The sequence below is a fragment of the Allokutzneria sp. A3M-2-11 16 genome (assembly GCF_024213555.1).
Lineage (GTDB): Bacteria > Actinomycetota > Actinomycetes > Mycobacteriales > Pseudonocardiaceae > Allokutzneria.
On record NZ_JANAVO010000001.1, the window covers coordinates 3535148 to 3553578 of the forward strand.

The window sequence follows — 18431 nt, forward strand, 5'->3', positions numbered from 1 at the left end:
CCCGGACCCGGCCGATGCGGAGAGCGTTCCTCTGTCACCATGGAGGCCGTGACGGAACCGGCTACGAGGAAACGTCCCAGCCGGGCGCGCTGGGTGCGGCGGGCCCTGTTCGGCGCCTTCCTGATCGCGGGGCTCGTCGTCGGCGGCACGGCCGCAAGGATCTGGCAGGTGGCGCGGCTGGACGACCAGCGCCCCGCCGATGTCGTCGTCGTCCTCGGTGCCGCCCAGTACAACGGCAAGCCCTCCGAAGTGCTCGAAGCGCGTCTCGTGCACGCGCAGCGCCTCTACGCCCGCGGGGTGGCGAAGACCATCGTCACGGTCGGCGGCGCGCGCGAAGGGGACGCGTTCAGCGAAGCCGAGGCGGGCAAACGATGGCTGCTCGGCACCAGCACGCGCACGGGCACCGCGAAGGAACCGTTGCCGTCGGACCACGTGGTGGCGCTGACCACCGGCTCGGACACCCTCGGCAGCATCCGCGCGGTCGCCGACGAGGCGAAGGCGCAGGGCTGGAACAGCGCGGTGATCGTCAGCGATCCGTGGCACTCGCTGCGCTCGCGGACCATGGCGCAGGACTTCGGCCTGGCCGCGTGGGCCTCGCCGACCCGCAGAGGCCCCATCGTCCAGACCAGGGAAACGCAGTTCAACTACATCGTCCGGGAAACCGGCGCGCTGCTCTACTACCGCCTCACCCACGCCCCCGCCAACGACCACACGGGCCTGGGCTGAGCCTCCCGTCCCAGCCGGGTTGGCCGGTCTTCAAGTACCGCGAACCCCACCGCCAGCGATCGCAAACCGCCCCATTCCTCCCGGGTATGACGTCGTTCGCGACCGCTGGAAGAGGGGTGGGGCGTACTTGAAGACGTGGTCACCACGCGAGCCCCCGGTTGGTCATACTCTTGCGCGCGTGATGAGCGCCAGCTACACCCACGAGGACGCCGAGCGGCTGTACGACGAGCCCCCCAAGCTCGCCGCCGGTCTGTGGAGCGGCGCCGAAGACCGCAGCGACTTCGCCAGGGACCGCGCGCGGGTACTGCACTCCGCCGCGCTGCGCCGCCTCGCGGCCAAGACACAGGTCGTGGGCCCGGGTGAGGGCGACGTTCCGCGCACGCGGCTGACCCACTCGCTGGAGGTCGCGCAGATCGGCCGCGGCATCGGCGCCGCGCTGGGCTGCGATCCCGACGTCGTCGACACCGCCGGGCTGGCGCACGACATCGGGCACCCGCCGTTCGGGCACAACGGCGAGCGCGCCCTCAACGAGATCTCCCAGTCGTGCGGCGGTTTCGAGGGCAACGCGCAGACGCTGCGCATCCTCAGCCGGCTCGAGCCGAAGGTGCTCGGCCCCGACGGGCGCTGCTACGGCCTCAACCTCACGCGGGCCTGCCTGGACGCGGCCACCAAGTACCCGTGGGCGCGCAAGGAGGGCCGCGTGAAGTTCGGTGCCTACGCCGACGACCTGCACGTCCTCGACTGGGTCCGCAAGGGCGCGCCCAACGAGCACAAATGCCTCGAAGCGCAGGTCATGGACTGGGCGGACGACGTCGCGTACTCCGTGCACGACGTGGAGGACGGAGTGCTGTCCGGCCGCATCTCGCTACGCGCGCTCACGCACCCCGACGAGGTCACGGCGCTCGCCGAGCTCGCCTCGCACAACTTCTCCGACGAGCCCGTCGAAGCCCTTGAAGCCGCCGCGACCCAACTGCTCCAACTCGACGTCGTGCGCGCATTGGCTGAGCACGAGTACGACGGCTCGCTCTCCACACAGGTCGCTTTGAAGCAGCTCACGAGCGAATTGGTCGGCCGCTTCGCGTCGGCCGCCGTGGTCGAGACGCGGCGCGTGCACGGAGACGGGCCGCTGCGCCGCTACGACGCGGACTTGGAGATCCCGCACCAGGTCGCGGCCGAAGTCGCACTGCTGAAATCCGTCGCCCTGCGCTACGTCATGAGTGACCCCGAACGGCTGGACCTCCAGTTGCGCCAACGACAGATGCTCACCGAGCTTGTCGCGGTTCTCGGGACCTTGGCGCCGAACGGGCTCGATCCGGCGTTCCGCCCCGCGTGGGAGGCAGCGACGACGGACTCCGAACACCTCCGTGTGCTCATCGACCAGGTTTCCCTGCTCACGGACACACAAGCGATCGCGTGGCACTCGCGCCTCACCCGCAAGAGCTGAGCTGTCACACCTCGCGCGGCGGTGTCGTCCTCTAGGTGAACCCCTATTCGAGGAGGACGCCGTGCCCCGCATTCCCGTTGTTCCCTACGCCAAGGCCAGCAGGCTCACGCGGTTCTTCTACCGCTTCGCCAAGCGCAAGTTCGGTGCGGTTCCTGAGCCCATGTCGGTTCTCGCGCACCACCCCGGCGCGTTGGTGTCGTGGTCGCTGATGGAAGGCAGTCTTGAGCGGACGCTCCGCGAGCTGCCGGGGAGCCTGCGCGACTTGGCGGTCTTCCGCGTCGCCACGGTCGTTGGATGCTCGTGGTGTGTTGACTTCGGCACCATGAAGCAGCGCCTCGACGGCCTCGATGTCGACCGTCTGCGCGAGATCGACCACTACGCCACTTCGGATCGCTTTACAGAGACCGAAAAGCGCGCGTTGGCATACGCGGACGCTATGACAGCTCAGCCGCCAACGGTCACTGACGAGCAGGTTGCGGAACTCGACGCCGAACTCGGTCACAAGGGACTCGCCGAGCTGACCTTCGTGATCGGCGTCGAGAACCTGCGCGCGCGGTGCTTCCACGCGCTCGGCATCGTCGACCAGGGCTTCACCTCGGGCGACGCGTGCCAGGTGCCCCTGCCCTAGGCCACCGCGCGCCGAACCCACCAGAAGGCGACCGCCACGCAGGCGACCGTCAGCCCGAGGTACAGACCGGCCTCGATCACCTGGAAGGTCCAGAAGCGGTCGGCGGGCTGAAAGGTGGTGACGGGGATCAGTCCGTTGATCCGGCCTCCCGAGTCCACGCCGACGAAGTCCTCCGGCCGCACCGCGGTCTGGCTCAGGAACCACCCGCCGCTGGTGGAGGCGCCGTTGGCATCGGTGACCGGTGTCATGTAGTTCGGCCGGAGCCAGTTGACGAACACGATCGACGCGGCCCAGGTCCCGGCGATCGTCAAACCCATCGCGGCCACCGTCCTGCGGAGCACCGTGCCCGCGGCGACACCGACCACGAAGGCGAACAGGCAGGCGGCCGGGAAGGACAGCGGCCCCTGGTTGAAGATCCTGAACGGGCCTTCGTGCGGAGCACCGGCGGTCGTGTACCACCACATGTGCGTCGTCGAGAACGCCGTCGCGAGCAGCACGACCGCGCTGCCGAGCAAGAGCAGCTTGGTGCTCAGCCAATGCCAGCGGGACACGCTCTGCGTCCAGGCGTAGCGCACCGTGCGGTGCTCGTACTCGGCGGCGAGCAGCGGAGCGCCGAGGAACATGCCGATCAGCGCGGGCAGCGGCAGGAGAACCTCGTTGACCAGTTCGAGCCGGTACAGCAGCTCGTGGATCCCCGTGGGGTTGGTCGGGTGTTCCGACACCGGTCCGGCGGACACCGTCACGGCGACGAACACCGCGGCCAAGCCGAGGAACACGGCCGCGAGGATGAACAGCGTGGTGCGGTGCTGCCGCCAGGTCATCCAGATCACGCGAAGACCTCCTCGGCGACTCGCGACGGCATGGCCAGGTAGCGCATGACCAGCTCCTCCAGGTTCACCCGCTGGACCTGCCAGCTGGGATCGCCGACCGGGCGGATTCCCCGCACCAGCAAGGAAACCCGGCCGTTGAGGTCCTCGCGGTGCAGCACGTGCTGGTGCGCGGACACCAGGTCCTCGGTGACCGCCGGGCCGAACAGCAGCCGGTGCTGCTCCAGCAGTTCGTCGATGTCGCCGAGCAGCTGCACCCGGCCGTGGTCGAGCACCACCAGGTAGTCGCAGAGCCGTTCCAGCTCGGAGACCACGTGCGAGGACAGCACGATCGTGCAGTCGTGATCGGCCTTCGCCGCCATCAGCGTGGACATCATTTCCCGGCGGGCCAACGGATCGAGGCTCGCGACCGGCTCGTCCAGGATCAGCAGCTCCGGCTGCTTGGCCAGCGCGACCGCCAGCGCCACCTGCGCTCGCTGGCCACCGGAGATCCGCCCGACCTTGGCGGTCAACGGGATGCCCAGCTCGGCGAGCCGATCGGTGGCGATCTTGTCGTCCCAGCGCCGGTTGAGCACCCGGCCCGCCGTCAGCATCTCCCGCACGGTGAAGTCGCGGTACAGCGAGTGCTCCTGGTCGATGTAGGCCACGCGTTCCAGCACCGTGTTCGGGCCGACGCGTTCGCCGAGCAGCTCCAGCTCGCCGGTGGTGGGCCGCAGCAGCCCCACCATCAGGTTCATCAGCGTGGACTTGCCCGCGCCGTTCGGGCCGACCAGCCCGACCACGCGACCGGCGGGCACCTCCAGCGAGCAGTGCTGGAGCCCCCACGCCCGGCCGTAGCGGCGGCCCAGGTTCCTGGCCGTGATCGCGGATTGCGTCACCTAGTTCTCCTCAGGACGGAACTCGTGCAGCACCGTCGCCACCAGGGCGGCGATGCCGTCGGAATCCATGCCTGCCTGGTGAGCGGTGGCCAGCCACTTCTCCAGGTCGGCACGCAGTTCGGCCTGCTGTTCCGCGGGCAGCCCGGCAAGGCCGCGTTCGATGAACGTGCCCATGCCGGGGCGACCCTTGGCCAGGCCCTTGTGTTCCAGTTCGCGGTAGGCCTTGAGCACCGTGTTCGGGTTGATGACCAGGCGTTTGGCCACCTCTTTGACGGTGGGCAGGCGGTCGCCGACGTGCAGGTGGCCCAGGCGCAGCGCGTGCTCCACCTGGTCGACCAGCTGCCGGTACGGCGGCACGCCCGATCCGACCTCGACCCGGAACTCGATCAAGAGGTTCCCCCATCGATCTATTTACCTATGATCATAGGACAAGTCGCCGGGGTCGAGTCAAGTCCGACCCCCTGAACAGCAGAAACCGCCCAGGCGCATGCCCCTGGGCGGTTGTCTGGGAATGCTAGAACTCGACCGTGGTCAGCTTGTCCGGGTTGACCACGTCGTACATCGCGGCGATCTTGCCATCGCGCACGACCATCGCGGTCACCCTGCGGTCGAGCGGCCGGAACTCGTCCGTGCCCGGCGACTCCGTGAACAGCAGGCCGAGATCGCCGTTGACCAGCACGAAACGCATGCTCTCGGTCGCGGCCAGGGCGCCGTACATCCGCATGAGGCCCACGGTGAAGCGGGAGATCTTGTCCGCACCGACCATCCGCTGCGCCGCCGTGCGCGCCTTGCCGTCGCTGTCGCCGATGAGCACCGCGTCCGGGTGCAGCACCTGTGCGATCGCCGCGGGGTCGCCCGTGGCCATGGCCGCCAGGAAGCTCTCCAGCACGCGGCGCTGCTCCGCGAGGTCGACCCGGGGCGGCGCATCGGCCTGGGCAACGGCCTTCCGGCCACGCGACGCGTGCTGGCGCGCCGCAGCCACCGAGCAGCCCAGCATGTCCGCGATCTCCGTGAACGGCACGCTGCACGCGTCGTGCAGCACGAAGGCCACGCGCTGCTCAGGGGACAGCTCGTGCAGCACGACCAGCGCGGCCATGCGCAGCCCGTCGTCCTGCACTACGACATCAAGCGGGTTCGCCTGCTCCGGCACGCCGAGGGGCCGCACGACCGGCTCCGGAAGCCACTGGCCGACATAGCGCTCACGGCGCGCCGTCGCGGACTTCAACCGGTCGAGGCAGATCCGCCCGACCACGGTCGTCAGCCACCCGCGCAGCTCCCGGATCTCCGCGGCGTCCGCCGTGGACAGGCGGAACCACGCTTCCTGAACAGCGTCCTCGGAGTCCGCGAGCGAACCGGTGATCCGGTAGGCGACACCGAGCAGATGAGCCCTGTGCTCGGTGAACCGTTCGGCGAGCGCATCGTCCGTTGAAGTCACACGCCCGATTGTGGCCCAGGCACAGGGCCTACACTTCGTAGACGTGGCAGGCAGGATCCGGGAAAGCGACATCGCGCAGGTACGGGACCGCAACCGGATCGACGACGTCATCGGCGAGTACGTGGCGCTACGACGCACCGGTGGAGCGGTCAAAGGGCTGTGCCCGTTCCACGACGAGAAGACCCCGTCGTTCAACGTGCGCCCGAGTCACGGCACGTTCCACTGCTTCGGCTGCGGGGTCGGCGGCGACGTCATCAGCTTCATCCAGCAGTACGAGCACCTGAGCTTCACCGAGGCCGTCGAACGCCTCGCCTCGCGCGTGGGCATCCAGATCGTCTACACCGGCGGCGGCTCGGGAAGCGTCCAGCGGGACCGCGGCACGAACTCGCGGATGCTGGAGGCGCACAAGATCGCGCACCAGTTCTACATGGAGCTGCTGGCCTCGCCGGAAGCGCAGGCCGCGCGGGAGTTCCTCAGCGAGCGCGGCTTCGACGCCGACGCCGCGGCGAACTTCGGTTGCGGCTACGCGCCCGCGGGCTGGGACAAGCTCACCAAGCACCTGCTGGGCCGCGGGTTCGAGCTGACCGAGCTGTACAAGGCCGGGCTGTCCAAGGAAGGCCGTCAGGGGCCGATCGACCGCTTCCACAAGCGCCTGCTGTGGCCGCTCAAGGAGCTCGCGGGCGATGTCGTCGGCTTCGGCGCGCGGCGGCTGCACGAGGACGACCCGATCCAGGCGAAGTACGTCAACACGGCCGAATCGCCGATCTTCAAGAAGTCCAAGGTGCTCTTCGGCATCGACCTGGCCAAGCGCGAGATCGCCCGCCGCCACCAGGCCGTCGTCGTCGAGGGCTACACCGACGTGATGGCCATGCACCTCTCCGGCGTGCCCACGGCGGTGGCCTCGTGCGGCACCGCGTTCGGCTCCGACCACATCTCGGTGCTGCGCAGGCTGATGCTCGACGACGCCGAGTTCCGCGGCGAGGTGATCTTCACCTTCGACGGCGACGAGGCGGGCCAGAAGGCCGCGATGAAGGCCTTCGAGGACGACCAGAAGTTCGCCACCAAGACCTACATCGCCATCGCCCCCGACGGCATGGACCCGTGCGAGCTGCGCCAGGCCAAGGGCGACACGTCCGTCCGCGACCTCGTCGCCCGGCGGCAGCCGCTGTTCGAGTTCGCCATCCGCCGCATGCTCGCCGACCACGACCTCGACCGCGCGGAGGGGCGGGTGGAGGCGCTGCGCCGCACCGCCCCGCTGATCGCGCAGATCAAGGACTCCGCGCTGCGGGACGAGTACGCCAGGCAGCTCTCCGGCTGGCTCGGCTGGGACGACACGGCCGAGGTGCTGCGCCGCGTGCGCGTGGCGGCGGGCCAGAGCCCGGACGCGCGCGCCGGGCGCCAGCGCAGGCCGCAGCCGGTCGACCCGAACCAGGGCGCCCTCGCGGTCGAGGTGCCGAGCGGCCCGTCCCGCCCGGACCCCCGCGACCCGCACCTGCGGTTGCAGCGCGAGGCGATCAAGGCCGCGCTCCAGCTCCCCGGGCTGGCCGGTCCGGTCTACGACTCGCTCTCCGACGAGGCGTTCACCCACCCCGCCTACCTCGCGCTGCACCAGGCGATCCTGGCCGCCGGGGGCACCTCCTGCGGCCTGGCCGGGGCGGCGCTCAGCAGTTCCGTCGCGGAGCACTGCCCGGAGACGCTGCGCTCGATGGTCACGGAGCTGTGCGTCGAACCGCTCCAGCTGCCGCCCAAGTCCGACGACGACAGCCGCTACATCAACGGCGTCCTGTCGGCCTTGCAGGCGAACCTGGTCGGCAGGCAGATCGCGGAGATCAAGTCCCGGCTGCAGCGCATCTCGCCGGTGACCGACCGCGAGGAGTACACCGCGCTGTTCGGTGACCTGGTCGCGATGGAGGAGTACCACAGAGGGCTACGTGCCCAAGGGGTGGCGGCGCAGTGAGCGGATGGTGGCGGCGGACCGTCGAGCGGCTGACCGGGGGAGCGAAGCTGCCCCAGGGCTTCACCGAGACCCTGGCCGCCGAGGAGAACGTCGTCGCGGTCGCCGACGTGCGCGGTGGCGGTCACCTGGTGGCGTCCTCGCACGGTTTGTGGCTGCCCGACGGCGACGGCGCGCACCGGCGGGTCGGCTGGCACCTGATCAGCAAGGCGGGCTGGGCCAACGGCTCGCTCACCGTCACCGAGGCCGATGAGACCGGGACCGCGGGCGCTGCCGTACTGCTGACCGACCGCGCGCCGCGGCGCTACGTGCTCAGCGAGGCGGGCAAGCTGCCCGAGGCCGTGCACAAGCGGGTCACCGGCTCGATCAGGTCCACCCATCGCAGGGACCTCCCCGGTGGCGGTGCGTGGTTCGTCCAGCGCAAGATCCCCGGCAGCGACGGCTTCGTCCTCCAGGTGCGCGCCGACCCCGGCACCGACATGGCCCTCGTGGAGCCGATCGCCGTCGAGGTCGCCGAGCGCCTGCGGCAGGCGAGGGCCGAGGAGCACTGACCCCTTCCCCCGCGCACCCTCTCCCTATAAAGTACGTACGTACGGTTTTTATGGAGGTGTGCATGTGGGATCCCGCCCAGTACCTGGCGTTCGCCGACCACCGCGCTCGCCCGTTCCACGAGCTGGTGGCCAGGATCGGCGCTTTTGAGCCGAGAGCGGTCGTCGACCTGGGCTGTGGTCCCGGCACCCTGACAACGGTCCTCGCCGACCGCTGGCCGCGCGCCCGGTTGGAGGCGCTGGACTCCTCGGCCGAGATGGTCGAGGAGGCCCGCCGCCGCGGCATCCCCGCCGAGGTGATGGACGTGGCCAGTTGGCACCCCAAGCGGGACACCGACGTGGTGGTCTGCAACGCCGTGCTCCAGTGGGTGCCCGGCCACGCCGACCTGGTGCGCGGCTGGCTGGACGAGCTGCCGCCGTCCGCGTGGTTCGCCTGGCAGGTGCCCGGCAACTTCGACGCGCCGTCCCACGTCATCCTGCGCGAGCTGGCCGCCGCGCCGCGCTGGAACGACTCCCTCGGCTCCGCGCTGCGCGACGAACAGCCCGTCCACACCGCCCACGAGTACGCGTGCCTGCTCGCCGACGCCGGTTGGCACGCCGACGTGTGGGAGACCACCTACCAGCAGCGGCTCTCCGGCGACGACCCCGTGCTCGACTGGGTCGTCGGCACCGCGCTCCGCCCCGTCCGCGCCGCCCTGTCCGATGGCGACTGGGCCGCGTTCCTCGCCGAGCTGGCGCCGCGGCTGCGCGAGGCCTACCCGCAGAGCGCGGACGGCAGCACCTGGTTCCCGTTCCGGCGGGTCTTCGCCGTCGGCCAGAAGCCCGGTTAGCGCGCCAGCACCGGATCCCGCTTCTCGAAGGGCGCCGTGTGGTTGTTCTTGCGGTGCCCCGTCTTCTCGGAGATCTTCGCCCGCAGGAACCCCGCGGCGCCCTGGACGGCGGGATGGTCCAGCACCTGGTGGTAGGCCCGGTTGATCTGCTCGTACCGCTCCCGCCCTGCCCGCGCTCCCAGCACATAGCCCACCGCCGCACCGAGCACCAACGCCTTCATCATCACTACCTCCACCCATGACCTGCGAAAATGTGTCCAGGGAGCGGGTACCCGGGGGTGGTGAAAACCAGTCGTCCGGATGCGCTAGAGTTACTACCTGTCAGGCCGAGGCCGGACGACAACAGAAAACGATCCTCCGTAGCTCAATTGGCAGAGCATGCGACTGTTAATCGCAGGGTTACTGGTTCGAGTCCAGTCGGAGGAGCTCCCACCCCAGGTCAGCGGCCTGGGGTGTTGTCGTTTCAGGGGTGTCCCATCTTCTCGCGAGCGATCGCCGCCAACGCGATGGCTTCGTGCTTGTGGCCGTGGTCCGTCTCCGCCACGTGTTCGAAAACCTCGGCCTGCAACCGGTACCAGTCACGCAACGCCTCCGGTGACCGCTTCTCGTTGGGGTAGCGGGAAAGCAGCCACGCCCGCACGTCATCCAGACGAACCGGCATCCTCGACTGCCCAACGGTGCCCATGCGGCACAGCAGACACCGACGCGCGGGCAACTACCCGGACAAACTGTCCGGCCTCCTGTGTGCTTGATTCACCGCATCGAGCACCGCCGTCCAGGGGAGTTCCTTTCCCGGTGAACTGCGTGGTTCGTGCAGCGGCCAGACGTCATCGCCGTAGACAAGATGCACTCCGGCTCCGCGAAGCGCCGCCAAGTGGTCGTTCCACGCCGGATGCCGTGCATGTGCGGCGTTGACCCTCGGAAAGATCACGACCGGAAGGCCGTGCGTGCCAATGGCTTCGTTGACCTGAGTGAGGGCTTGGTTGTCCGCCAGGCCCAGCGCGAGCTTGGCAACCGTGTTCGCTGAGGCGGGCGCGACGACGTAACAGTCGACCGGCGGATGCGGGCTACGTTGCCCTGGAGACCGTGGCTCAACCCGTACCGGAAGCCCCGTCGCTCGTTCGATTGCCGTGAGCGCACCGGTTTCCGCGAGCCAGCGTCCCGCAGTCGGGGTCAACGTGACGCCCACCGTCCAACCCGCTTCTTGCGCCGGTCGGATCAAGCCGGGAAGCAGATCCTCAACCCCACCAGCGCCAGAGCCGACCACACCGAGCACCCGCCCTGCCATCACCGCACCGCCCGGCAACGCTCGGCGAACGCCAGCAGGGCCGACGACTTCTTGCCCGCTGAAGCGGGAGCACGGCGGTAGACCGACCGCACAACCTCACGGACTACCGCGCTGTGCCGAACGATGCCAGGCGCTTTTTGTTCTGCCGTAAGGAGAATCTGCACAGCGTCATCGTCCTTCGCCACGAGGCTGAGCGCCCGAGCGACGTCGATCATGTGCCCTACCTGTCGTTCGAGCGGAAGGTGTTCGGTGTCGGAGCGCAGCCCAGCATCGGCAACCTGCACGAAATCGCCGAGATCGAGAGCGACTGACACACGGTGCAACGCGACATTGGCCGGGCCAAAGCTGGTCATCCAGTAGTTGGCATCCCTTCCCAGCTCCTCCGCAGCGTGCTCCGCCCGGTTCAACAGCTCGTTCGCCATTGCCCTGTCCTGATATCGGGCGGCAGCAACGGCGGTACGCAGGAAGAGCATTCCGTACAGGCTCAGCGCGGCCGGATCTCCAGCCTTCATGCGTGGAGCCAGCCAGCGCGCTGCCGCGTTGCCCAGTTCCAGTGCGTCTTCGAAACGCCCAACTGCAAACAGCGCATGGGTTCCCGAGCGCGCCGCGGAGGCCAACACGAGCGGATCATCCGCGTCTTCCGCCGCTTGGGTCGCGCGTTCAGCCGCAATCCAGGCGAGGTCCGCTTCACCGATCTTGCTCATCGCCGTCGCGGCCAAGTGATGGATTCGAGCCGACACCGCAGCACACGACCGCTTGTACGGCGGGTCGTCGGCCGAGGCCACTTCGAGGCGCTGAGCCGTCTTGATCAGGTTCGGCAGGGCCGACACCACTCGGCCGAGGTTTCCCCGCTGCCAGTCTGACCACACTGCCTCGGTCAGCGCTGCAATCGGAGCGGGATCGATGTACTCAAGGGAATTCGCGGACGAGAACAACGTCCTCGCCAACCGACGAGGCGCCATCAGCGCGTCACGAATCGCCGGTACATCGTCGTGGTCGTCTTCATCCTCCATCAACACCGGCTCGCCGAGCAGGTCGCCGAGGGTGACCCGAAGCGCCTTGGCAACGTCGGCAAGCACGTCCAGCCGACGGTCTCCCGCTCGCCTCGCTCGATTTGCTCAGCCAGTCCTCGGAGCGGTTCACCAGGTCCGCGAGCACCGTCTGCGACAGCCCTCGCCGACGCCGGTAGAAGGCAATGCGCTCTCCGACACTGAGCTGATCGCCACCACCCCTCACCAGCTCAGGCTAGCAACGCCGGTCACGCACACCGCGGACATGCGCTAACCAGGAGCGCGGTCCGCATCTTGCCGACCCCGGCTAGCGGGCTGCGGGCTGGCGGCCGGTCCCGCGCCGGGTCGGCGAAGACAGCACACATTCACAAGGAGTGATTCAGTCCGCTGGCCGCAGAGGGAACCCTGGCGCGCTACGACGCGGAGGACCGAGCAGACCAGACCGATATGCGGCCGTCGGAGAAACCGCGGAATGAGTGCGGTCCCTATGTGGACCTGAACGTGATGATGACGTGGCCGGTGGTCCGCGACTGCGTGGGCTTCGGTCCTCGGCCCTGGCGGGCTTGCGCTCCGGGTCCCCTTGCCACGACGAAGTGGTCTCCGGAAGCCCACGATGGTCCTTCTCTAGACATTTTGACTGACTTCCGACTACTCCATTCAGGTGGTCCTGCTGTGGCAGTTCTCGATACTCCCAGTGATCAGAGGGTTGACCTCTGTGCATGACAGCGATGTCAAAGGGCCGCCAAGGACTGTCGAGGACGCCATATATAGAAGAGCGAGGAAGGCCCGACCCCTACATGTTGTGGTCTGAACCAGTTGTGGCAGGTTGCGCCAAAGGGGTGTCATAGTTCACGATTTTGAAAGCGCTGCGACGGACTTCGGTGCAGACGCCATTTCAGCCCTCGATTCAGGAGCGTGCAATGAGATTCCAGATCAAACCGAGCGCCAACGGGCAGTGGTACTTCGTCATCCGCTCTGGGGTCAACATCCTGGCCACGAGCGAGACCTACACCGCTAAGTCGAGTGCGCGCCGTACGGCGCAGAAGATCATCGACGAGGCGCGCTGGGGCTCCATCGACGAGTAGGGAGGAATTCGAAGAACGGAACCCCGCCTTCCGAGGTGGTCGCAACACCTCGGACTGCGGGGCTTCCAGCTCAGAGCCTACCCGGATGACGCATCCATCATGCGAAGAACATCTGGGGTCATCATGCAGGAAGGAGAGGTCGATGCCAGTACCTAAGGTGCCCAAGAAGGGTGGCGGTTCTCAAGATCGGGACCGCAACAACGACGGCTCGTGGCGCAAGAAGCGGGGTGACGCCGGAAAGCCGCGCAAGTAGGCGCTGAGCGGGTGTTGGCTGGCAATGTTCGGCATCCTGTCAGTCAACATCCGCTTGGGTGAGTTCAAGTGGGTAGGCGCGGCGGCCCCGCTTAATCCCACTGATCGGCGCCAGTAGCCCGCAAGCGCTGGCATGCAACGACTGTTTGCATGTGTGATTTCTGCTGAGTGTGACCAGTGCAGACGAGTAATGACTGACATCGACCAGAGTCAATCTTGAATCGCAGGGTCACCGGTTCGAGTTCGGTCGAGAATCCCAGGTCAGCGGCCTGGCATGTTGTCGTTTCAAGGTAAGTCGGTCGCCTCGCCCCGATGAATGCGTGAAGATCCACCGTTGTGAAGACTCCCGCACGTGATCTTCTGTTGGAGCGGTTCCGGTGGATCGACGGCCACGCGGACATGTGGCCGGTGTTCCGGGACGGCGACGCGTTCAAGGCGGTCGTCCAGGCGCTGGTCGAACCGTTCCGCGGCGTGGGTGTGACCGCGGTGTGCGGGATCGAGTCGCGAGGGTTCCTGCTCGGCGGGGCTGCGGCGATGGAGCTGGGCGTGGGTTTTGTCGCTGTGCGCAAGGCGGCAGGGCTCTTCCCGGGCGAGAAGCTGGTCAGGGAAACGGAGCCGGACTATCGGGGGCTCAGGCACGCTTTGCGGCTTCAACGGGCATCGCTGAGCCCGACCGACCGCGTACTGCTCGTTGACGACTGGATCGAGACCGGAAGCCAGGCTCTGGCGGTCCGCGAGCTGGTCGAGAATGCCGGGGCGAAGCTGGCCGGATGCGCCGTCGTCGTCGACCAGATGGCCTCTGAATCCAAGACAATGCTGGGCGTGTTCCACGCGCTCGTGACCGCCGACGAACTCCCCGATATCCACGGATAGCGAAGGACAGGAGAGCCGTGGCGGTCATCTTCGAACTCGTGATCAACTTCGGCGAGGAGCGGGCCGCGGCCGAACGGGCCGTGGATGTGGTTGCGGAGACGGCGGCCATCCCTGCTGGCGATTCGCTGATCAGATTGCACCGCCCTGCGTTGCGCGACGCGGTCTCGCGCGCGGGCGATCCGTACATCGAGTTCTCGGCCATTCCCGCGGGTATCGGGTGGGGGCTGCCACTCGATCGCGACGGCGAGCGGGTTGTGCTGGACAGGGCGCAACTCTCCGCGCTCGGGCACGCCTTGTACGACGTGCTTTCCCACCTGGACGGCTACCAGGCTGCCATCGTCGGGTGGGACCCGGAAGGCTTCGTAGACCTGGCCGAGCTGCGGGAAGACTGGTCGGACGAGCTGGCCCACGCGCAGTTGCCTGGTCTGGTGCTGTCGCCCTGGGCACGCCGGAAGTTGCCTACAGCGACGGGCCTTCAGCCGTTTGCGGACGGCTTCGACTGGATTCCCTATCGAGGCGAGGGGGCAGGAAACGGGGAAGCCGTTCGGTCGCCTTAAAGTGTCGTCGTGGGCCGAAGTTGTGGTGTTGCGGAGAAGGAGCCGCTATCTGTTGTCTCCCAAGGTAACCCGACGTGGGGAGCGGCGATGGCGAACCCCTACCAGATGCGCGAGGGCTTCTACGTCCTCACGGACACCCAAGCACACCGTTGGTGCAAAACGGAGTTCCACGCGGGCCGCACGACGAGTGAGCGGTGGGTGGTCTGGGACAAGATCGCGGCCGTTCCGCAGGCGAGGTGGGTCGGGCCGGCGCCGATCGAGCCGCAGATCGACGAAATCCTTGACGCAGCAGGGGAAACGAACACGTTGCCGGTCTTCGTCGCCTACGCGATTCCGTTCCGGGACGCGGGAGGGGGTTCCTCCGGAGGCTTCCGGGACGTGCGGTCGTACCAGGCGTGGGCGAAGTCCTTCGCGCGGCTGGTCGGAGTGGCACCGGCGGTGGTGATCCTCGAACCCGACACATTGATCCACATGCCCGGCCTGAACGCGGAGCAACGCAAGAATCGCTTGGCGTGCCTGGCATACGCGGTGCAGGCCTTCAAGCAGTACGCGCCCAACACCTACGTGTACCTCGACGGCGGAGACGGTCGCTACAACTCCCCGGAGTCGCTCGCGCCGTGGTTGTTGCAGGCCGGAGTCGCGGACGCGCGGGGCTTCGCGGTCAACGTCTCGAACTACAACACGAACGGCATGTGTCAGGACTTCGCGACGGAGCTGCGCGACCTTCTCGGCCTGCCCGACGTCGGCTACGTCATCGACACCTCCCGCAACGGCAACGGCCCGCCGCCGGACTCCTACATCCGCGCCAACCCGAGCACGTGGTGGGGCAACCCGCCTGGTCGGAGGCTGGGAGACAGGCCCCAGTACGTAGGCGCGAACGGCTTCGACGCGAAACTGTGGGTGAAGCTCCCCGGGGAGTCCGACGGCCCTTACGGCGTGGCACCGCACAGCGCCTCGTCCGAGTTCCTGCCCCGCGTGGCGCACGGCTTGTACTACGGCCGGTAGTCGCGCGGTACAGGAAAATGCCCAGAAACCGGTACCGCCCCCGGAGGGGCTCCGCAGGTGTGGGTGGACTAACATCGCAGCCCTCACGCGAGGCTACAACGCGTGATGTGTTCGGCCGTTCGTGGAGACGGGCCATCAGGGGGCGGTAGCTCAGCCGGTCAGAGCAGCAGACTCATAATCTGTCAGGTCGTGGGTTCGAGCCCCACCCGCCCCACCAACCTCGCCGCGTGATCTGCAGCCGAGGGCACAAGAGTCCATTGTGGACCGAATCAGCGATTCCGTTGGTAGTGCTCGGCGATCTCGTCGCTGGTGGTGAGCCAGATGTCGGGCTGAGCGGCGAGGAACTCCAGTGCCTGGTCGAGGTACCCGTGCCGGAACGGCTGGCCGATGACGAACGGGTGCAGGGCGAGCGCCATGACCCGGCCGCTGTGCTCGGAGTCGGCGCGCAGCTGCTCGTACTGGTCCCTGACGATCTGGACGAATTCCGGCCCGGTGAAGCCCTTGCTGAACAGCAGCAGGTCGTTGAGTTCGACCGAGTACGGGACGCTGATCATTCCTGGCACGTTCAACGCATAGGGCTGGTCGTCATTCGTCCAGTCCAGCACGTAATCCAGGCCGAGTTCGGCGAGCAGCGCCGGGGTGTTCACCGTTTCCGTCAATCCTGGGCCCATCCAGCCGCGAGGCCGCTGACCGGTGGCGGCGGTGATGGTGTCGACGACATCGGTGAGAAAAGCGCGCTCTTCGTCGAGGGCCATGTCGGCCTGCAGAATCGAGTTGGTTCTCCCGTGCGCGAGCCACGCCCAGTTCCGGTCGAGCCCGGCCTTGATGATCTGCGGGTGGTGTTCGGCGACGGCGGAGTTCAGCAGCGCGCTCGCCCGGATGCCGTGGCGGTCCAAGCTCTGGATCGTGCGCCAGATGCCGACGCGGGCCCCGTAGTCGCGCCAGCCGTAGTTGAGGGCGTCGGGCATGAGGTCCGCGGTGCCGGGCCAAATGCTGGTCGACGGGCGGTCGGCCATGAAGTGCTCGATGTTGAGGCCGATGTAGACGGCGACCCGGGCGCCGCCGGGCCAGCTGAGCGGAGGGCGTTCGGTGATCGGGCTGTAGTCGAAGAGCTCCATGCGGACACGGTAAAATCTGACATCAATGTCAGGTTCAACCCCGAGGAGCGAGATGCGGATCGGTGAGCTCGCGCGGCGTACCGGGGTCAGTGAACGATCACTGCGCTACTACGAGCAGCAGGGCCTGCTCGTGGCCGATCGCACGCCTGGCGGACAGCGCGAATACCCCGACCGGGCCGTCGACAGGGTCATCCGCATCCAGGAACTGTTCGCCGCGGGTCTGCACAGCAAGAAGATCGCGCAACTGCTGCCGTGCATGCGGGACGCGGACGGCGGGCCTTCCGAGGTCGCCACCGGACGGCTGGTCACCGACCTGGTCGCCGAGCGGCAGCGGATCGACCAGATGATCAACAGCCTGGTCAATTCCCGCGACGTGCTCGACGAAGTGATCGACGCGGCACAGCGCTAATGATGACCTGACAGATTACGAGTCTGCTAGCGCTCGTCGTCGGGCGAGGTGGTCGCGTTCAACGGGATTCGTCGCCAAGCTCAGTGCGGTGTCATAGGCGGCGATCGCTTCCAAAGTGCGGCCCAGAGAACGGAGGAACTCCGCGCGAGCCGCGAAGAGCAGATGGGAACGAGGGAGTTCCCGAGCCTCAACAAGCCGGTCGAGCAGGCCCAAGCCCACCGCCGGGCCTTCCGCGAAACCGACCGCGACAGCGCGGTTCAACGTGACCACAGGCGACGGAGCGACGGTTTCCAATAGCGCGTACAGCTCCGCGGCGCGCGGCCAGTCGGTCTCATCCCGGGCGTGGGCCGCGGCGATCGCGGCCCGGATCGCATAGGGCGTGGCGGGCGCGTTCTCGACCAGAGCGATGCCTTCGGCGATCTGCTTGTGGTTCCACAAAGTTCGGTCCTGATCGGCGAAGAGAACGAGTCGCCCCTCGTCGTCGACCCTGGCCCGGCGCCGCGAATCCTGGAAGAGCAGCAGCGCCAGCAGCGCACGCGCCTCCGGCTCCTCCGGCATCAGCTCGGCGAGGAGCCTGGCGAAGCCGAGCGCCCGCTCGCACAGCTCCTCCCGCACCAGCTGGCTGCCCGCGGTCGCCGCGTAGCCCTCGGTGAAGATCAGCTCCACCACGGCGAGCACCGCGGGAAGCCGGTGTGGCAGCTCGGAATCGGCCGGGACGGCATACGGAATCCGCGCCAGGGCGATCTTCTTCTTCGCGGTCGTGAGACGCGCGGCCATGGCCGACTCGGTCACCAGGAACATCCTCGCCACCTCGGCGGTCGACAACCCGCCGAGGTAGCGCAGGGCCAAGGCCACGCGCGCGGGCATCGCCAACGCCGGGTGACAGCACGTGAAGATGAGCCGCAGCCGCTCGTCGACGACGCGTGACGGTGGTTCGGCCGCCAGCTCGTCCTCGGTCAGCGTGGCACCGAGCAATCGCAGCTTCTCGGCGAAGACCTTGTTGCGGCGCAAGTGATCCAGAGCTTTGCGGCGCGCGGTGGTGAGCAGCCACGCGTGGGGGTTGGCGGGCTCACCGCGCTCGGGCCAGGTACCCAGCGCGGCAAGCACGGCCTCGGACAGCACGTCTTCCGCGAGGTCGAAATCGCGCAGGTCGGCGACCAGCACCGCGAGCAGCCGCGCGCGATCGGCGGGAGACAGCGTGACCACGGCGTCAGTGATCGGCGACCGGGTGCACCTGGATCGCCTCGAACGAGAGCAGGGGAGCCTTGCGCGCCCACGCCAGCGCCGCGTCCAGGTCCGGGCACTCCAGGAGGTAGAAGCCACCCAGCCACTCGGTCGTCTCGGTGTAGGTGCCGTCGGTCACCAGCACCTGCTCGTCCTGCTTGCGCACGGTGGTCACGGTGGACGACGGCCCGAGCCCGGCGCCGTGCACCAGAACTCCCGCTTCGACCAGGGACTTCGCGAACTTCCCGTTGTCGGAGATGTTCTGCTTCTGGTCGGCGTCCGCCATCGACGCCCACTGCTGCTCGTCGCTGAGGACGGTGAGTAGGTACTGCATGATCGG

The 18431-nt window shown here is 67.9% G+C and carries 21 protein-coding genes, 2 tRNA genes and 1 pseudogene; 13 read left to right on the forward strand and 11 right to left on the reverse strand.

Annotation, left to right across the window (positions count from 1 at the left end; translation table 11 throughout):
• The first annotated feature begins 39 nt into the window (after positions 1 to 39).
• The 3 genes from NLX83_RS17425 (at position 40) to NLX83_RS17435 (ending at position 2798) form a co-directional block, all read left to right on the forward strand.
• Entirely contained in the window at positions 40 to 726 is a 687-nt protein-coding gene (locus tag NLX83_RS17425; RefSeq protein ID WP_374118748.1) for a YdcF family protein, read from the forward strand.
• 181 nt (positions 727 to 907) lie between these two features.
• Entirely contained in the window at positions 908 to 2170 is a 1263-nt protein-coding gene (locus NLX83_RS17430) for a deoxyguanosinetriphosphate triphosphohydrolase (protein WP_254236247.1), read from the forward strand.
• Between the two features lie 61 nt (positions 2171 to 2231).
• Positions 2232 to 2798 carry a carboxymuconolactone decarboxylase family protein gene (locus NLX83_RS17435; protein ID WP_254235897.1) on the forward strand — a complete coding sequence of 189 codons (567 nt, stop codon included), beginning with the start codon at positions 2232 to 2234 and terminating at the stop codon, positions 2796 to 2798.
• On the opposite strand, the gene NLX83_RS17440 is transcribed toward NLX83_RS17435, so the two are convergent.
• The 4 genes from NLX83_RS17440 to NLX83_RS17455 all read right to left on the reverse strand — a co-directional run bounded on the left by NLX83_RS17440 (position 2795) and on the right by NLX83_RS17455 (position 5947).
• Entirely contained in the window at positions 2795 to 3628 is an 834-nt protein-coding gene (locus NLX83_RS17440) for an ABC transporter permease (RefSeq protein WP_374118749.1), read from the reverse strand. The genes NLX83_RS17435 and NLX83_RS17440 overlap by 4 nt on opposite strands.
• The gene (locus tag NLX83_RS17445; RefSeq protein WP_254235898.1) at positions 3625 to 4503 is read right to left on the reverse strand and encodes an ABC transporter ATP-binding protein; all 879 of its coding nucleotides are present in this window, start codon (positions 4501 to 4503) and stop codon (positions 3625 to 3627) included. The genes NLX83_RS17440 and NLX83_RS17445 overlap by 4 nt, the downstream gene beginning before the upstream one ends.
• Complete coding sequence (locus NLX83_RS17450) at positions 4504 to 4893, reverse strand: GntR family transcriptional regulator (RefSeq protein ID WP_254235899.1); 390 nt, start codon at positions 4891 to 4893, stop codon at positions 4504 to 4506.
• A 124-nt stretch (positions 4894 to 5017) separates the two neighbouring features.
• Positions 5018 to 5947 (reverse strand): sigma-70 family RNA polymerase sigma factor, encoded by a 930-nt coding sequence (locus tag NLX83_RS17455; protein ID WP_374118767.1) that lies wholly within the window; start codon positions 5945 to 5947, stop codon positions 5018 to 5020.
• Between the two features lie 34 nt (positions 5948 to 5981).
• On the opposite strand from NLX83_RS17455, the gene dnaG reads away from it, so the two are divergent.
• From dnaG to NLX83_RS17470, 3 genes are all read left to right on the forward strand, one after another.
• Positions 5982 to 7895 carry a DNA primase gene (dnaG, locus tag NLX83_RS17460; RefSeq protein WP_254235901.1) on the forward strand — a complete coding sequence of 638 codons (1914 nt, stop codon included), beginning with the start codon at positions 5982 to 5984 and terminating at the stop codon, positions 7893 to 7895.
• Positions 7892 to 8443 carry a hypothetical protein gene (locus tag NLX83_RS17465; protein WP_254235902.1) on the forward strand — a complete coding sequence of 184 codons (552 nt, stop codon included), beginning with the start codon at positions 7892 to 7894 and terminating at the stop codon, positions 8441 to 8443. Before dnaG ends, NLX83_RS17465 begins: the two co-directional genes overlap by 4 nt.
• 62 nt (positions 8444 to 8505) lie before the next feature.
• A complete protein-coding gene (locus NLX83_RS17470; RefSeq protein ID WP_254235903.1) occupies positions 8506 to 9270 on the forward strand; it encodes a trans-aconitate 2-methyltransferase in 765 nt (254 codons plus the stop codon).
• On the opposite strand, the gene NLX83_RS17475 is transcribed toward NLX83_RS17470, so the two are convergent.
• Positions 9267 to 9491, reverse strand: coding sequence for a hypothetical protein (locus NLX83_RS17475; protein ID WP_254236249.1), 225 nt, complete (start codon positions 9489 to 9491; stop codon positions 9267 to 9269). The genes NLX83_RS17470 and NLX83_RS17475 overlap by 4 nt on opposite strands.
• Positions 9492 to 9623: 132 nt before the next feature.
• Between NLX83_RS17475 and NLX83_RS17480 the strand changes: the two genes are divergently transcribed.
• Positions 9624 to 9696, forward strand: a tRNA-Asn gene (locus NLX83_RS17480).
• Positions 9697 to 9733: 37 nt separating this feature from the next.
• Here the strand turns inward: NLX83_RS17480 and NLX83_RS17485 are convergent.
• The 3 genes and pseudogenes from NLX83_RS17485 to NLX83_RS17495 all read right to left on the reverse strand — a co-directional run bounded on the left by NLX83_RS17485 (position 9734) and on the right by NLX83_RS17495 (position 11794).
• Positions 9734 to 9931 carry an AMED_5909 family protein gene (locus NLX83_RS17485; RefSeq protein WP_254235904.1) on the reverse strand — a complete coding sequence of 66 codons (198 nt, stop codon included), beginning with the start codon at positions 9929 to 9931 and terminating at the stop codon, positions 9734 to 9736.
• A 54-nt stretch (positions 9932 to 9985) separates the two neighbouring features.
• Positions 9986 to 10558 (reverse strand): flavoprotein, encoded by a 573-nt coding sequence (locus NLX83_RS17490; protein ID WP_254235905.1) that lies wholly within the window; start codon positions 10556 to 10558, stop codon positions 9986 to 9988.
• A pseudogene (locus NLX83_RS17495) lies at positions 10558 to 11794 on the reverse strand (helix-turn-helix domain-containing protein). The gene NLX83_RS17490 and the pseudogene NLX83_RS17495 overlap by 1 nt, the downstream one beginning before the upstream one ends.
• Positions 11795 to 12488: 694 nt before the next feature.
• Here NLX83_RS17495 and NLX83_RS17500 point away from each other — a divergent pair.
• The 5 genes from NLX83_RS17500 to NLX83_RS17520 all read left to right on the forward strand — a co-directional run bounded on the left by NLX83_RS17500 (position 12489) and on the right by NLX83_RS17520 (position 15557).
• Positions 12489 to 12653 (forward strand): DUF1508 domain-containing protein, encoded by a 165-nt coding sequence (locus NLX83_RS17500; protein ID WP_254235906.1) that lies wholly within the window; start codon positions 12489 to 12491, stop codon positions 12651 to 12653.
• A gap of 588 nt (positions 12654 to 13241) precedes the next feature.
• On the forward strand, positions 13242 to 13778 hold the full coding sequence (locus NLX83_RS17505; protein WP_254235907.1) for a phosphoribosyltransferase family protein: 537 nt from the start codon (positions 13242 to 13244) through the stop codon (positions 13776 to 13778).
• A 17-nt stretch (positions 13779 to 13795) separates the two neighbouring features.
• The gene (locus NLX83_RS17510) at positions 13796 to 14335 is read left to right on the forward strand and encodes a hypothetical protein (RefSeq protein ID WP_254235908.1); all 540 of its coding nucleotides are present in this window, start codon (positions 13796 to 13798) and stop codon (positions 14333 to 14335) included.
• Between the two features lie 87 nt (positions 14336 to 14422).
• Positions 14423 to 15340 carry a glycoside hydrolase family 6 protein gene (locus NLX83_RS17515; RefSeq protein WP_254235909.1) on the forward strand — a complete coding sequence of 306 codons (918 nt, stop codon included), beginning with the start codon at positions 14423 to 14425 and terminating at the stop codon, positions 15338 to 15340.
• Between the two features lie 139 nt (positions 15341 to 15479).
• Positions 15480 to 15557: transfer RNA gene (locus NLX83_RS17520), tRNA-Ile, on the forward strand.
• 52 nt (positions 15558 to 15609) lie between these two features.
• Here NLX83_RS17520 and NLX83_RS17525 read toward each other — a convergent pair.
• Complete coding sequence (locus tag NLX83_RS17525; RefSeq protein ID WP_254235910.1) at positions 15610 to 16458, reverse strand: polysaccharide deacetylase family protein; 849 nt, start codon at positions 16456 to 16458, stop codon at positions 15610 to 15612.
• 52 nt (positions 16459 to 16510) lie between these two features.
• Here NLX83_RS17525 and NLX83_RS17530 point away from each other — a divergent pair, with 52 nt between their 5' ends.
• Entirely contained in the window at positions 16511 to 16867 is a 357-nt protein-coding gene (locus NLX83_RS17530) for a MerR family transcriptional regulator (RefSeq protein WP_254235911.1), read from the forward strand.
• 15 nt (positions 16868 to 16882) lie between these two features.
• Here NLX83_RS17530 and NLX83_RS17535 read toward each other — a convergent pair whose 3' ends face one another.
• Both NLX83_RS17535 and NLX83_RS17540 read right to left on the reverse strand, forming a co-directional pair.
• Positions 16883 to 18073 carry an RNA polymerase sigma factor gene (locus NLX83_RS17535; RefSeq protein WP_254235912.1) on the reverse strand — a complete coding sequence of 397 codons (1191 nt, stop codon included), beginning with the start codon at positions 18071 to 18073 and terminating at the stop codon, positions 16883 to 16885.
• 4 nt (positions 18074 to 18077) lie between these two features.
• Positions 18078 to 18425: a YciI family protein gene (locus tag NLX83_RS17540; protein WP_254235913.1), complete on the reverse strand. Its 348-nt coding sequence runs from the start codon at positions 18423 to 18425 to the stop codon at positions 18078 to 18080.
• Between the last annotated feature and the right edge of the window lie 6 nt (positions 18426 to 18431).